This window comes from Microbulbifer agarilyticus (assembly GCF_019800665.1).
Taxonomy (GTDB): Bacteria; Pseudomonadota; Gammaproteobacteria; order Pseudomonadales; family Cellvibrionaceae; genus Microbulbifer; species Microbulbifer agarilyticus_C.
The window spans coordinates 534,633-549,602 of sequence record NZ_JAHVKO010000001.1 but is presented as its reverse complement, the minus strand read 5'-3'; the positions used below and the strand labels follow the sequence as shown (position 1 = coordinate 549,602).

Annotated in this window: 12 protein-coding genes; 3 read left to right on the top strand and 9 right to left on the bottom strand. The window is 56.8% G+C overall.

From position 1 onward, the window contains the following. Positions 1-90: 90 nt before the first annotated feature. The 3 genes from prpC to KUV22_RS02245 all read right to left on the bottom strand — a co-directional run bounded on the left by prpC (position 91) and on the right by KUV22_RS02245 (position 2,931). A complete protein-coding gene (gene prpC, locus KUV22_RS02255) occupies positions 91-1,215 on the bottom strand; it encodes a bifunctional 2-methylcitrate synthase/citrate synthase (RefSeq protein WP_222228022.1) in 1,125 nt (374 codons plus the stop codon). A 74-nt stretch (positions 1,216-1,289) separates the two neighbouring features. After that, positions 1,290-2,168 carry a methylisocitrate lyase gene (gene prpB, locus KUV22_RS02250; protein WP_222228020.1) on the bottom strand — a complete coding sequence of 293 codons (879 nt, stop codon included), beginning with the start codon at positions 2,166-2,168 and terminating at the stop codon, positions 1,290-1,292. A gap of 64 nt (positions 2,169-2,232) precedes the next feature. Beyond that, a complete protein-coding gene (locus KUV22_RS02245; RefSeq protein WP_222228018.1) occupies positions 2,233-2,931 on the bottom strand; it encodes a GntR family transcriptional regulator in 699 nt (232 codons plus the stop codon). 437 nt (positions 2,932-3,368) lie between these two features. On the opposite strand from KUV22_RS02245, the gene KUV22_RS02240 reads away from it, so the two are divergent. Both KUV22_RS02240 and KUV22_RS17260 read left to right on the top strand, forming a co-directional pair. Beyond that, positions 3,369-3,905 carry a DUF2062 domain-containing protein gene (locus tag KUV22_RS02240; RefSeq protein WP_222228016.1) on the top strand — a complete coding sequence of 179 codons (537 nt, stop codon included), beginning with the start codon at positions 3,369-3,371 and terminating at the stop codon, positions 3,903-3,905. A gap of 560 nt (positions 3,906-4,465) precedes the next feature. After that, entirely contained in the window at positions 4,466-7,153 is a 2,688-nt protein-coding gene (locus KUV22_RS17260; RefSeq protein WP_315857488.1) for a polysaccharide lyase family 7 protein, read from the top strand. 65 nt (positions 7,154-7,218) lie between these two features. Here KUV22_RS17260 and KUV22_RS02220 read toward each other — a convergent pair whose 3' ends face one another. The 4 genes from KUV22_RS02220 to KUV22_RS02205 all read right to left on the bottom strand — a co-directional run bounded on the left by KUV22_RS02220 (position 7,219) and on the right by KUV22_RS02205 (position 12,362). Then, the gene (locus KUV22_RS02220) at positions 7,219-8,484 is read right to left on the bottom strand and encodes a lipoprotein-releasing ABC transporter permease subunit (protein ID WP_222228014.1); all 1,266 of its coding nucleotides are present in this window, start codon (positions 8,482-8,484) and stop codon (positions 7,219-7,221) included. A gap of 24 nt (positions 8,485-8,508) precedes the next feature. After that, positions 8,509-9,258, bottom strand: coding sequence for a lipoprotein-releasing ABC transporter ATP-binding protein LolD (lolD, locus tag KUV22_RS02215; protein WP_222228011.1), 750 nt, complete (start codon positions 9,256-9,258; stop codon positions 8,509-8,511). Between the two features lie 131 nt (positions 9,259-9,389). After that, complete coding sequence (locus KUV22_RS02210; protein WP_222228009.1) at positions 9,390-10,631, bottom strand: lipoprotein-releasing ABC transporter permease subunit; 1,242 nt, start codon at positions 10,629-10,631, stop codon at positions 9,390-9,392. 99 nt (positions 10,632-10,730) lie between these two features. Further along, positions 10,731-12,362, bottom strand: coding sequence for an alpha/beta hydrolase (locus KUV22_RS02205; protein WP_222228007.1), 1,632 nt, complete (start codon positions 12,360-12,362; stop codon positions 10,731-10,733). A 252-nt stretch (positions 12,363-12,614) separates the two neighbouring features. Between KUV22_RS02205 and KUV22_RS02200 the strand changes: the two genes are divergently transcribed. Further along, a complete protein-coding gene (locus tag KUV22_RS02200; protein WP_222228005.1) occupies positions 12,615-12,932 on the top strand; it encodes a hypothetical protein in 318 nt (105 codons plus the stop codon). A gap of 114 nt (positions 12,933-13,046) precedes the next feature. On the opposite strand, the gene KUV22_RS02195 is transcribed toward KUV22_RS02200, so the two are convergent. Continuing rightward, on the bottom strand, positions 13,047-13,514 hold the full coding sequence (locus tag KUV22_RS02195) for a thioesterase family protein (RefSeq protein ID WP_222228004.1): 468 nt from the start codon (positions 13,512-13,514) through the stop codon (positions 13,047-13,049). Next, a complete protein-coding gene (sthA, locus tag KUV22_RS02190; RefSeq protein WP_222228002.1) occupies positions 13,511-14,908 on the bottom strand; it encodes a Si-specific NAD(P)(+) transhydrogenase in 1,398 nt (465 codons plus the stop codon). Before sthA ends, KUV22_RS02195 begins: the two co-directional genes overlap by 4 nt. Between the last annotated feature and the right edge of the window lie 62 nt (positions 14,909-14,970).

The window sequence follows — 14,970 nt, the reverse complement described above, 5'->3', positions numbered from 1 at the left end:
GTGCCTTCGCATCATATTGTGTAGGAACCTTTGAATAATGTAGCGAGTGGACGCCGCCAGGCGCCCTCGCTGTAGTTATTCAATGGTTCCTTAGCGCTCAGCGATCGGGGTAACTTTGCGTAGCTCTGGACCGGTGTATTCCGCGCTTGGGCGGATGATGCGGTTATCGGCGCGCTGTTCAAATACGTGCGCGGCCCAGCCGGTTACGCGGGACATTACGAAGATCGGGGTAAACAGCTTGGTGGGAATACCCATGAAGTGATACGCGGATGCGTGGAAGAAGTCGGCGTTACAGAACAGCTTCTTCTCGCGCCACATAACTTCTTCGCAGCGTACGGATACCGGGTACAGTACGTCGTCGCCCACGTCGGCGGCGAGTTTTTCAGACCATAGCTTGATGATGCCGTTGCGCGGGTCGGACTCGGTGTATACCGCGTGGCCGAAGCCCATGATTTTTTCTTTGCGCTCGAGCATGCCCAGCAGTTCTTTTTCTGCTTCGTCGGCAGAAGAGAAGCGCTCGATCAGTTCCATGGCTGCTTCGTTGGCGCCGCCATGCAGCGGGCCACGCAGGGAGCCGATGGCGCCGGTGATGCAGCTGAACAGGTCGGACAAGGTAGAAGCACACACGCGTGCGGTGAAGGTGGACGCGTTGAATTCGTGCTCTGCGTACAGGATCAGGGATACGTTCATCACCTGAGCGTGCAGATCGTTGGGCTTTTCGCCGCGCAGCATGTGCAGGAAGTGGCCGCCGATGGAATCGTCGTCGGTTTCGGTTTCGATGCGCACGCCGTCGTGACTGAAGCGGTACCAGTAACAAATAATGGACGGGAACGCGGCCAGCAGGCGGTTGGCGCGATCTTGCTGTTGATCGAAGGACTCTTCGCCTTCGAGGTTACCCAGCATGGAGCAACCGGTACGCATGACGTCCATCGGGTGGGCGTCTGCCGGAATGCGCTCGAGCACTTCGCGCAATGGCTGCGGCAGGCCGCGCATGGTTTTGAGTACGCCTTTGTAGTCTGCCAGCTGTGCTTTGGTGGGCAGTTCGCCATTAAAAATCAGATAGGCGACTTCTTCGAACTCGCAGTTTTCTGCCAGGTCTTTTACATCGTAGCCACAGTATGTGAGGCCAGAACCGGATACACCAACGGTGGAAAGTGCAGTTTTACCGGCTACCTGACCACGCAGGCCTGCTCCGCCAACTTTTTTCTCTGCCATCTCTATTTCCCCTAGTTTTCCTGATTATTCGGTTAGATGAAATTTGGTTTACGTCGTTGTTACTGCTTGAACGCTTACTTCTTGAAAAGCGCGTCGAGCTTGTCTTCAAACTCGTGATAGTTCAGGTAGTCGTACAGTTCTGCGCGGGTCTGCATGGTGTCGACCACGGCCTGCTGGTCGCCATTTGCCAGAATGCTGCTGTACACATTCTCAGCCGCCTTGTTCATCGCACGGAACGCAGATAGCGGGTACAGCACCATGTCGGCGCCGGACTCACCCAGCTCCTGTTTGTTGTATAGCTTGGTTTTACCGAATTCGGTGATGTTGGCGAGAATCGGTACGTTCAGCGCGTCTTTGAATGCGCGGTAGTGTTCAAGCTCGGTTACCGCTTCGGCGAAGATGCCGTCGGCACCGGCTTCGATGCACGCCTGGGCGCGGTCGATGGCGGCTTCGAGGCCTTCCTGCGCGAACGAATCGGTACGGGCCATGATGAAGAAATCATCGTCGGTGCGTGCATCTACGGCAGCCTTGATGCGGTCGACCATTTCTTCTTTGGATACGATTTCTTTGTTGGGGCGGTGGCCGCAACGCTTCTGCGCTACCTGGTCTTCAATGTGAACGGCAGCAGCACCGGCGCGGATCATTTCTTTGATGGTGCGCGCGATGTTGAATGCGCCACCCCAGCCGGTGTCGATATCCACCAGCAGTGGCAGATGAGTGGCCGCGGTGATGCGGCGTACGTCTTCCAGTACGTTCTCCAGGCTGGTCATCCCCAAGTCCGGCAGGCCGTAGGAAGCATTGGCCACACCGGCACCAGACAGGTAAATAGCCTGGTGGCCAATGCGCTCGGCCATGATGGCGGTGTAGGCATTGATGGTACCGACAACCTGCAGTGGCTGGTTGTCGTTCAGGGCCTGGCGGAAACGTGCGCCGGCGGATTCAAGTCTGCTCATTATGTTGCCCCTATTCACTTTTCTCTCAAGATTCGGTGTTAGTTACGAGTTGGCTAGGTGTTAGCTAGCTGCTAGATAATTTCTTTGCGATATTACTGCGGGATGCGCGGATATGCCGGCGCATCAGGATTTCTGCCAGTTCGCCGTCGCCGGCCTCAATGGCTTCAATTATGTGGCTGTGCTCACGAAAGGCGCGGTGGGCGCGTGGGCTGGCCATACCCAGCTGATAGCGGTACATACGCACGCGGTAATAGAGTTTGTTGCACAGGGTGTCGATCAGGAGTTCGTTGTTGGAGGCCTGCACGATGCGGAAGTGAAAGTCGAAGTCCCCTTCCGGCTGGTAGTAGGCGGTACCCGCCTGCAATTCTTCCTGCTGCTCGTGGCGTTCCAGCATCTGGCGGAGTTCGGCGAGGTCGGCTTCGGAACGGTTTTCTGCAGCCAGGCGGCAGGCCATGCCTTCCAGGGCTTCGCGCACATCGTAGAGTTCCAGCAGGCCGCGGCCGCTTAACTCCACCACACGGGCGCCGACATTTACCTTGCGCTCGATAAGCCCCAAGGAATCCAGCCGCATCAGTGCTTCGCGCAGGCTGCCACGGCTGGCATCAAATCGGCGGGCCAGTTCCGGCTCGCTGATTTTGCTGCCAGCGGCCATGCGGCCTTCCACGATGTCTTTGCGCAGGGAGAGAAACAGGCGGTCGGCCAGGCTCTGCGTACCCTGCAGCGCTTTTCCGTCCGCTTTTGTCACCTGTTCCGCATTGGCCATTTTCTAACCCAACCTTCCCATCTGCTGCGTGCCTTGCATACTTGCAACCAAGATTGTCGACACTTTTTAGTGTGGAGAAGGATATTTGACCAGTTTATTGGCGTCAAGGCTCGATTGTGTCAACACATACGAAAGGATGACGGACTCTGCGGCTAACAAGCGTCAAAATAACGTAATCTGGTTGAATAAGGACGGCTTCTGGTCCAGCGGGGTCTATTTTTGGCCTATTGCGTGTGGACGTGGCCGGAATAGTAGTCTTGAAATAGCGATATGGGCATAATAGCGCCGCGCTGACTTGGTACAGGTTCAAAGAAATCCTGGCAGGCCAATCTATTCTTAGAGTGTCGGCAATAAATAGTATTGATGTACGCCCCTTTAGCCGATTGCCAGGCCGGCAATCCGCCAAGAATTCGAGAGCTTCGAGCAGAACAACATATATGCCTAAAAGTGTTATCAGGCGCTGGCTGCCAACTCCCGAACAGGTCCGCTCCAACAACGGCCTGAAGTTTCTCGGTACTCTGCTGCACGACCCCAACCTTTTCCACCTGAACCGTCACTCGGTGTCCGTGGCATTTGCGGTTGGTATCTTTACCGCCTTCCTTCCCCTCCCCGGGCAAATGATTATCGCGGCGCTGCTGGCGCTGTGGTTTCGCTGTAACCTGCCGCTTTCCATGGTGCTGGTGTGGATTAGCAACCCGGTCACCATGCCGGCGATTTTCTACAGCACCTACAAGCTGGGCGCCTGGATACTCGGCACGCCACCGGTGCAGTTTGAGATCGAGCTGTCGTGGGAATGGCTTACAGAGGAAGTTGGGAAAATCTGGCTGCCACTGTTCTTCGGCTCGCTGATTAGCGGTATCTTCTTTGCCACCATTGCCTACTTCGTTATGCAGGCCATCTGGCGCTGGCAAGTGGTCAAGCGCTGGAAGAGTCGTCTGGAACAACGTAAAGCGCAGCTCGATCAACTCAATTAACTGATCACCCTCCCCCTCGCTGATATTGAAATGCCCGTAACTGGTATTTGCGTACCAAGTGACGGGCGAAATATTTGCACCTTCCCGTCAAATTTATTGCGCGTACACCTACGCAATTTTTTGCGACACCTGCAGCGACAAGCCGTCAAGTTCCACGCACTCCACCATCTAACGTAAATTCAAAACAATACAAGTATTTACGTGTTATTTGAAAAACGGGAATCAAATAACTGCGAGCAAATTACACCGAAATTACAGCCTTAAAGTTTTCCATGTCCAGACCGGAGCCGAACCCAACTGGTCGACCAATTACTTTATTTTTTCTCGATTTTAATTGACGAGGAAGTTTTGTTTACGCAAACATAATTCTCGTTAAGCCGAGACAACAAAATAATTATTGGTTTAACCCTTATTACAATTAGCCACGTTCGTGGCTCCGCAGTTTGTAATAATTTCTTCAATCAATTCATAGTGCGGCACACTACTTTGTGGCAGATCTTTCTGATCCTGCCTTAGGGTTTGCTGTGCGCTGTGAAAATAAAAATGCAAGGAATTATAGAATGAATGCGCGTAAATACTCGCCTCTCAAATGGATGGCAGCGCTGCTGATTGCTTCGCAATCTGCGGTGAGCTTTGCTGCTGATCCTGTGGGTGTTACTGCTTCCAGCGATGATGGCAATACCCCGAGCAACACACTGGACAATGACTTGTCTACCCGCTGGTCCGCCCAGGGGAACGGCCAGTGGATTACCTACGACCTCGGCAGTAGCTACACGGTAGAAGCCCTCGAGATTGCCATGTACAAAGGCGACCAAAGGACCGCTACCCTCGACATCCAGACCTCTGCCGATGGCAACAACTGGCAAACCGTTTTTTCCGGTAGCCAGCCTGCCAGCACGAGTGCTCAACAAACCTTCGATGTGGCCGATTCCGAGGGGCAATATGTGCGGATTGTGGGCTACGGCAACACATCCAACGACTGGAACAGCATTACCGAAGTCGACATCACTACCTCCACAGGCGGCTCCGGTGGACCGATTGATCCCTGCCCTGCCTGTGTTCCAGCGGTTGTGGCTACAGCTAGCAGTGATGACGGCAATGGCCCGGAAAATGTGCTGGATGAAGACCTGAACACGCGCTGGTCGGCCAATGGCAGCGGTCAGTGGCTGCAGCTCGATCTGGGACAAACCCAGGTAGTGGGCAGTGTGAACATCGCTTTCTACAAAGGCGACCAGCGCACCGCCTCGTTTGATATTCAAACCAGTGACGATGCCAGTAGCTGGGAGACGGTACTCTCTGGTGGCGTAAGCGGCGGCAGCTCAAACGCGCTGGAAAACTTCTCTCTGTTCGAAACAGAAGCCCGTTACGTGCGCTACGTTGGCTATGGCAACAGCAGCAGCTCCTGGAACTCACTCACCGAGATGAACGTCAGTGCCGACAACGGCAATTCCGACCCAATTGGTGGCGGCAGCAGCAGTAGTGGTGGCAGTAGTAGTGGCGGTAGCAGTGGTGGTTCTTCCAACTGTGAAACTTCCAGTACTTCCAACAGCGTCACCGTTGGTTGCCTGGACTACGGTACCGGTGGCACCCTGCCCATGGCGAACCTGAATCCGTCTGCCGACCCGGGCCAGAACTTCGATATGAGCATCTGGAAAATTACCTACCCGGACGCCAGCGAAGCGTTGCCCCCGCAAGTCAGCAACAACGAGTTCTACACCGACAGCACTACCGGTGCGATGGTGTTCCAATGCCCGAATGACGGCGGCTCAACATCAAACTCTTCTTACTCGCGCAGTGAATTGCGGGAAATGCTCAACCCGAGCTCCGGTACAACCAGCCTGGGTAACAACTGGGTTATTTCCACCGCTTCCAGCTCGGATCAAAGCTCTGCAGCGGGCGTTGACGGCAACATGAAAGCCACGATTACCGTGGACCGTGTTTCCAACACCCACGACGCCGGTTCCGAATGGCGCGTTGGCCGCGTGATTGTCGGGCAGATCCATGCCTCCAACGATGAGCCGGTGAAAATCTACTACCGTAAGCTGCCGGGCCATACCAAGGGCTGGGTGTATATGGCCTATGAGGATTCGAACACCGAGATCTTTATCCCGTTGTTTGGTGACTCCGGTACCGACCAATACGGACTGACCTCTACCGTTGAGCCGGTGGATGAAGGTATTGAGCTAGGTGAGAAGTGGGGTTACGAAATCGACGTGGTTGGGCGCGAGATGACGGTAACCGTTACCAAGGCCGACGGCACCTGGGCACGCCAGAAAATTTTCTGGGCACAGGAGTACAACAGCGATTGGTTCTACTTTAAAGCCGGTGCCTACAACCAGAACAACGGTGGCGACAGCGGTGACTACGCGCAGGTTTCTTTCTACAACCTGGAAGTGACCCACGGCGGTGACACTGGCTCCAGTTCCAGCTCCGGTGGTGGCAGCTCCAGTAGCAGTTCGTCCAGCAGCAGCTCCTCTGGTGGCAGTTCCTCCGGTAGTTCCTCTGGTTCCGCAACGGTGCCGTCTGACCTGATGGATAACTGCAACCAGTGGAAGATCACCTACCCGGACGGCGTGGAAGACAAGACGCTGTGTGGCGAACCCAACAACGAGTACTTCTATCTGAACAACACCGGCGACGGCATGGTGTTCTACGCACCGATCCGCAGCGACAACGGGACAACGCCTAACTCCAGTTATATTCGCTCGGAACTACGCGAGCGCGAGCCCGATGGCAGCGTGGATATTTACTGGACCACCACCGGCCAGCATACGGTTTACGTGAATCAGGCAATTACTCATTTGCCGATGGTGAAAGACCACTTGGTTGCTACGCAGATTCACGGCAATAAAAGTGAGGGTATTGATGATGCGCTGGTGCTGCGCTTGGAAGGCAGCCACCTGTTCCTGAGTTTTAACGGCGGCAAGCTGAGAAGCGACCTGACGATCAAAACGGACTACGTGTTGGGAACACGCCATGAGGTGATATTTGAAGTCATTGATGGCAAGCACTACGTCTACTACAGCGAAGATGGCAACCTGGCCAGCGCCTATGCGTCAGGCACGGCAAGCCAGTATCTGGTGCGCGATGGTTCCAATGACTTTGTGATGGACCGCAGCTACGGCGATGCCTACTTCAAGATCGGCAACTACACCCAGAGTAACGCGGAGCAGGAAGGCGAATTCGCCGACCACCCCGACAACTATGGTGAGGTAGTTGTGTATGATTTCTGGATTAATCACCAGTAATTGACGGGCTTCCCCAGCGCCCGCGGCGTTGGGGAAGTTTCATTGAAGTTACTTACTCAGAAGTATTATTCGTTGCGCAATGCAGCCGCCGGTTGCACGCGGCTGGCCTGGAAGGCCGGATAGAGCGTGGCGATCAGGCTGAGCAGGAAGCCTGCCCCAACCACCAGGGCGACATCGCCCCACTGCAATTCAGACGGCAAGTAATCCACCGGATAGACGTCGGACTTGAGGAACTGGATACCGAACAGTGATTCCAGACCCGCAACCGCATCGGTGACCACCAGCGAGCCGAGCACACCCAATGCACCACCCACCAAGACGCCGACCAACCCAACCAACGCGCCCTGGCTGACAAACGTCAGCAGAATCTCACGGGTACTCGCGCCCATGGTACGCAGAATGGCAATGTCACCGTGCTTGTCGATCACCACCATAACCAGCGTGGAAACCACGTTGAACGCCGCAATCGCGATAATCAGAAATACCAGCAGGCTCACCAGGTTGCGAGACATCTGAATGGCCTGGTACAAATTACCGTGGGTGCCGGTCCAGTCGTTACCGTAATAGCCCTCTACGGGCAGCTGGCGCAGCAGTTGCTGGAATATGGCGAATGAGCCGAGCATATCCTCTACGCGCATCTGCACGCCGGCACCACCGGCGCCGCCGGCTAACGCTTTCGCCTGTTCCCAATCGACAATCGCCAGCGAGTGGTCGAGTGCGGTACCGGAATGGAAAATATCCACCACTTTAAAGCCGGCAAGCTGGGCGGCACTGCGCCCTCCCCCAATGCTGTTACCGCTCTGCGGCACGATGACGGATAGCTGCTCACCGACGTTGATTTCGAGTTTGTCGGCAATGCCCTTGCCGAGAATAATGCCCGCCTCCACTGGGTCGCTGGTCAGCGCGGCAAAACTGCCGGGCTGCAGGAAATCACCGATGGTGGAAACGTTCACGATGGTTTCGGGGTTCACGCCCTGCACGAGCAGCGGTGTCACGTCCAAACCGTTTTTGGCAAGGCCATTGACCTGCCACACTTCGGCGGCAGCGGTGACACCCGGTGCCGCCGCAATTTCGTCGCGCACTGTGGTCCAGTCGATATCGGGGCTGGCGTTGTACACGGTGGCGTGCGGCATGATGCCGAGAATCCGCTCGCGCAATTCGCGATCGAAACCGTTCATCACCGACATCACGATGACCATCAGCGCGACGCCGAGGATCAGGCCGATCATGGAGAGGCCGGAGATAAACGACACTAGCCCGGCGGAGTCTTCGTCACTGCGCTGGGCGCCGGCGTAACGCAGGCCAATAAACGCGGGTAAAGGTTTAAACATAGTGATTCCTACGCAACCGCCACGTTAAACGTGGTCGCCCTGTTGCCAGCCTTCCACCAGCTGCCCGTCAATCAAATGCAGACAGCGGTCGAGTGCGCCTGCGAGATCCGGATCGTGGGTAACAATCACAAAGCTGATACCCATCTCGTCGTTGAGGCGGTCCATCAGCTTGTGAATTTCCTGCGCGGTGGCGCGGTCCAGGTTGCCGGTTGGCTCATCCATCAGCACACAGGCCGGGCGTGCAACCAAGGCACGGGCGATGGCCACACGCTGGCGCTCACCGCCAGACAGTTGCGCCGGCTTGTGCGTGAGGCGCTCACCCAAACCGACCGCCTCTAGCATTTCGGTTGCTGCCGCGCGCGCCTCGCTCACCGACTGCTTGCCAATCAGCAAGGGCATGGCGACATTTTCCAGCGCGTTGAACTCGTTCAGGAGGTGGTGAAACTGATACACAAAACCTAGGCTGGAATTGCGCAGCCAACCACGCTCATTGGCATTGAGCGTGGCCAGGTTTTTGCCGCCGACCCAGACTTCGCCAGAGGTTGGTGTATCCAGCCCGCCGAGAAGGTTGAGCAGGGTCGACTTGCCTGAACCAGACGCGCCGACAATCGCCAGGCGCTCGCCTTTCGGTACCTGCAACTCGACGTTGCGCAATACGTTCAGTTCATTGGCACCCTGACGATAGGATTTCGTAAGCTGATGGCAGGCAAGCACCACTTCTTCAGCGGTGTGCGGGTGTGATTCTTCCGGATGTATTTCCACTTGGCTGTTCATTTTTACCGGTTCCGTTTGGCAGATGCGGAAAGTGCACCTGCCGGATGAAAAACTGAAAACTCTATTTATGGTTCAAGCTATCGATCGAGCTATTTATGCCGCGCATTTGTGAGCGGCCTGTCCAAATTCACTTATTCGTAGCGCAGCGCTTCCGCCGGCTCGATCTGCGCTGCCCGCCACGCCGGGAACAACGTCGCCAGCAGGCTCATAATAATCGCCGCGCTCAACACCATCACCGCATCGCCGGTGCGGAATTCCGACGGTAGGAAGCTGACAAAAAATACCCGCGGATCGAAAATCTGTGCGCCCACTATCTGTTCGATCCAGGAAACCAGATCGGTCAGGTTCAGCGCAATCAGCGTACCCAACAGACCACCGACCAGCGCACCGATAATACCGATGGCGCTGCCCTGCACCACGAATACGGTCATGATCTGCCGCGAGGTAAGCCCGAGGGTACGCAGTACGGCAATGTCCGACCGTTTGTCGGCAACCATCAGCACCAGTGCGGAAACAATATTGAATGCGGCTACCGCGACGATGATCATCAGCATCAGGGTAACCACGGTTTTTTCCATTTTTACCGCCTGGAACAGGCTGCCCTGGGAGTGGCTCCAATCTTCACCGGAGAAACCTTCGCCCAGCGCGCTGGCGTAGCCCTCTACGCGACCGAGGGCATTGTTCATATCGTCAAACTTCAGCTGCAGCCCCTGCACTTTGCCCGGCATACGCAGCAGGCGCGCGGCATCATCGAGATGCATCAACGCCATGTTCTGATCGACCTGCGCACCCACGGAGAAGACGCCGGCCACGGTAAAGCGTTTGGTACGGGGAAAGATGCCGGCGGGGGTGATTACCACTTCCGGCAGGGTGAGAATGACACTGTCGCCGGGAATTACGCCCAGCTGGCGGGCGAGAATGCGCCCGAGCACGATGTTGTAGCTGCGGGATTCGAGCGCATCCAGGCTGCCCATCATCATGTGCTCGCCCACCGCGGAGACCTCGCGCAAGGCCGTGGGGTCTACCCCCTGGAACTCCACACCCTGGGATTGGTTGTTCGCGCCGAGCAAGGCAAAGCCGCGTACAAATGGGCTTGCCGCCTGCACATGCGGCTGCTGCTTGAGCTGCTCCGCGACGGCGGGCCACTCCTGCAGGCCTTCTTCCTGCACCACAAAACCGTGGGGTACGACGGACAGGATGCGGGTTTTCAGCTCGCGATCGAAGCCGTTCATCACCGAAGTGACCACGATCAACGCCAATACCCCCAAAGCCATTCCCAGCAGGGAGAAGCCATTGATAAAGGAGATGAACTGCTGACGCCGGCGGGCGGCCACATAACGGAGGCCAATATAGAGGGGGACGGGTTTTATCATGAGGGTGATTTAAGCGGAAAAACGCCAAGAAATCCAAGTATTTACGCGCATATTGCCCCTGTTTGAGCGGCTGCGCATCACACGCTTAGACGGCAAAGCTCAGCGAGGATTCCATTTCTGTAATTGTTTATTCAATTTCTCGATCTTGGCTTTGTCCCACCCCGGCGGCGCAATCAGCGCATGCCAGGCGCGGACATAGTCCGCCGGGGCATAGCTGTGGCCGAAGCCCATGGGCGCGACCCCCGCGTGCATATCCATGGCGAGCTGCAGCATGGTCACAATCGGGTACCAGTTGAGGTCCGGGGAGACATCCCGTGCACGGGGCTGCTTCATCCAGTCTGGTTCGCGGTAGGCCGCCGCCGGGTCGAAGAACACAATCGGGTCACTGCCGTGTTGCAGGTACGCGATACGGAATTTGCCCCACTCCGCCTTGCCGATGTCGTAGCCCCCGTAGTGGTTGCCGAAGCGCACCACCGCGCCCTCGCGGAACTGAGGCAACCAGGCGGGAGAGCCTTCGTCGCGCTCGGCGGTAACCATCCGCCAGGTATCGCTGCGGAACGGCGGCCCGGTCCACAGTGCGCCGTGGAATGGGTCGTCAATAATGTCGTAGAAGTCGAACGAGCGGTCGGAGTTCAGGGCGCCGAGGCTCAACCCAAACAGGTACAGCTTTGGCCGGCTCGCCTCGGGCAAGCCACTCCAGTAGTGGTATACCTCCTCAAACGCAGCCCGCGCCGTCTCCCGCCCATAAGCGTCTTGCGTCATCAGGGCGATGGGGCTCGGCAGGTAGGAGTACTGGGCTGCCGCGCTGGCGACATCCCCGCCCAGCAGGTATTCGAGGGAATTGATCGCACCCGGGTCCACCCAGCCGGTGCCGGTTGGGGTAATCAACAGCAAGTAGCTGCGCTCGAAGCCCCCTACCCGTTTCAGCTCCTCCAGCGCGAGCTTGGCTCGCTGCTCTGGCGAATCCGCCGCGTTCAGCCCCACATAGACCCGGATCGGGTCTTTGGCGGTGCCGGTGACCTCGGCAATGTCTTTCGCTTTCGGGCGCAAGGCCAGATACCGCCGACCCTGATGCCCCATGTCCTGCCAGCGCACCAGGGAATCAGGCCCACCCGGGTCCAGCCTGCCGGTGGGCGCGTCCATTTCCGGCGCCACGCGGGCGTCCAGACGCTGGTAGATGCGGTCCACCTGATGTAGTGCGGTAGTAAGCACCAAATTATTGAAGACCGCCCAGAACAGGGCAAAGGCACCGCAAAGTGCCAAGATGGTGGCGATTCGACGGGGTACGCGCCGTTGGAACTTGGTGGAGAGAAAGCGGAATAGCCGCTTGAACAACTTGGCGATCCCGAGCAAGAACGCAAACAGCAGCACCGCCACGATGGCGATCACGAACGGCCGCACGGTGGGCGCGACCTCCAGCCCCATCAACTCGCGTACGGTATTTTGCCAGTGGGCCGCACGCCATAAGAAGCCAAGCGCCAACAGGCCGCAAAGCCCGCCAACCACCCAGTGCAGAAGGCTGCGTTTTCGCTCGGATAGTGCAGGCAATTCCAGAAACCGCCACAGCCAGGTGAGAAATACGCCCACCCCGTAACCTGCCGCCAGCGCCGCGCCAGATATTACGCCCTGGGTAATACCCTCCCGAGGGATCAGCGAGGGTGTCAGCGACAACGCGAAAAACGTCGTGCCGAGCAGCAGGCCACCTGTAGAGAGAAAGTGCGGGAGCCGCATCCGTGACTGTCCGGTTATCCTTGATCAAGAATTAGCCTAGCACACGGGCGGTAAATTGCGCCGACTGGGCCGCCGTTCTTAGGGCAGAAGCATAGGGGCGAGCCATGATCCAGCCAGGATCGCGGCGAGGAATAGAGCGCAGAGTCCGGGACGCAGGAAAGCGTGAAGAATTATGTGAAGAAAGCCGCGTGTTTCGGCACAATATCTGGTTTAATTCATAACAACTCAAATAAGTAGAGCGGAGAGCCCAACATGTTCTCAACCACCAAAATGCAAAACCTGATGCGCAACGTATGCTTCGCCGGTCTGGCGGGCGCGGCGCTGTTCACCGCCGCATTCACCCAGGCTGAGACCGTTGAGGTGCCCGTGGGCGAACAGGGCTACGTGGCTGAAGCCGGCCAATTGCGCGGCAAGAAGCAGGAGCAGGTCACCCAGGAGATTGGCGAGCCGATCAATATTCAGGGCCCTGTTGGCGAGCCTGCCATCACCCGCTGGGAGTACGCGGACTTTTTCGTCTACTTCGAGCACGACGTTGTGCTGCACACTGTGGCCAAGAAGCACGGCAGCTAATCCCGTTCTGCAGGTCCCGGTGGTTACACCGAGGCCCCTACAAGCAGGCATAAAAAAACGCGCTCACGTTACGTCAGCGCGTTTTTTTGTGCCCGCAAGCGGCGGCCAAACATACTAGTAAAGGAATGTTGCTGTGCCCGTGGCAATCAGCTCTTCCTTTTCATTGCGCAGTTCCATGCGCGTCACTACCAGTTTGTTGCCGACCCGCAAAACGGATCCCTCGCAGATAAACTCTTCGCCGCGACCGGGCTTGAGATAATCCACCCGCATATCCACGGTACCGAGCCGCATCAAGCGCTGGACCTTTTCATCCCAGTCGATCGCCCCACCCATACGCTGATACGCGGCTACCATCGCGGTAAAGCCACCCACCGTATCCAGCGCCGTGGCGATCACACCACCGTGCAGAATATTCTGGAAGTGGTTGCCGATCAGCTCGGGCTTGGTGACGAATTTTCCGGAAAGGGTCTGCTCGGCAAAATTAAAATCATGCAGCGCCAGACCAATTTCACGCACAAACGGCACCTGTTCAAAGATGCCTTCTACCAGACCTCGAAACTCCCCGGGGGATGGTTCCGTCACAGTCGCATTACTCGATTAAGCCCGTCCAGGGCAGCACTGCGATAGGCTTCCGCCATGGTCGGATAGTTAAACGTGGTATTCACGAAGAAATCGATGGTGTTGTTCGGTGCCGGCTGCTTCATGATCGCCTGACCGATGTGCACGATTTCCGCGGCTTCCGCACCAAAGCAATGGATACCCAGAATCTCGTGGGTCTCGATATGGAACAGAATCTTCAGCATACCCACGCGCTCACCGGAAATCTGTGCACGTGCGGTATGCTTGAACAGTGCGCGGCCTACTTCGTATGGCACTTTAGCATTGGTCAGCTCGGATTCGGTTTTACCAACGGAGGAAATCTCTGGCAGTGTGTAGATACCCGTTGGCGCATCTTCGATAACCCGGTGGCCGCGACCGACAACCGCCGCTGCAACCGCCCGGCCCTGGTCATAGGACGCGGATGCCAGGCTTGGCCAGCCGATGACATCACCTACGGCAAAGATATTATCAACCGCGGTGCAGTAGTGCTCATCCACGGAGAGCTGGCCGCGGTGGTTCGCATCCAGACCGACATTTTCAAGACCGAGGCCTGAGGTGTTACCGGAACGGCCGTTACACCACAGCAGCGCATCGGCAGAAATTTTCTTGCCGGATTGCATTTCCATCACGACACCGCGATTACTACCGGTCACCTTGGCGTACTCTTCACGGTGACGCACGGTGACACCCATATCGCGCAGGTGGTAGCTCAACGCATCGGAAATTTCATCGTCGAGGAATTCCAGCAGGTGCTCACGGCTGTTAATCAGGTCAACCTTGACGCCCAGCCCAGCAAAAATCGATGCGTATTCACAACCAATGACACCGGCACCATAGATAATGATTGCCTGTGGGGTGTGCTCCATATCCAGGATGGTATCGCTGTCATAAATACGCGGATGACCGAAGTCCACGTCCGCGGGGCGATACGGACGCGAGCCAGTGGCAACCACAAACTTCTCGGAAGTGATAATTTCCTTGGCACCGTCAGCAAGCTGCACTTCTACACGGTTCTCGTCCAGGAACTTGGCTTCACCATTAATCAGGTCTACACGGTTACGCGCGTAACAGCTGGTGTGCATCTCAACCTGGTAGTTGATGACCTTGTTTACGGTACGCATAACCTGAGGAAAGGTCAGTCGACGCGGCTCACCCAGCGCACGGAAAACACTCTGCGTGTTGTAGCGCATCAGCTGTTTTACCGAGTGACGCAGGGCTTTGGAGGGAATGGTACCTTTGTGGGTACAGTTACCACCCACCGCTGAACGGCGCTCAATCACTGCGGAGCGCAGGCCTTTCTTGGCCGCACTCATGGCCGCCGCTTCACCTGCGGGGCCGGAACCAATCACAACCAGATCGTACTTAGAAACTGCCATTGAAATACTTTCTTAGCTTTTGCTTAATTTTTTTCGTGTATACCGAGGGCCGCTGCGGAACA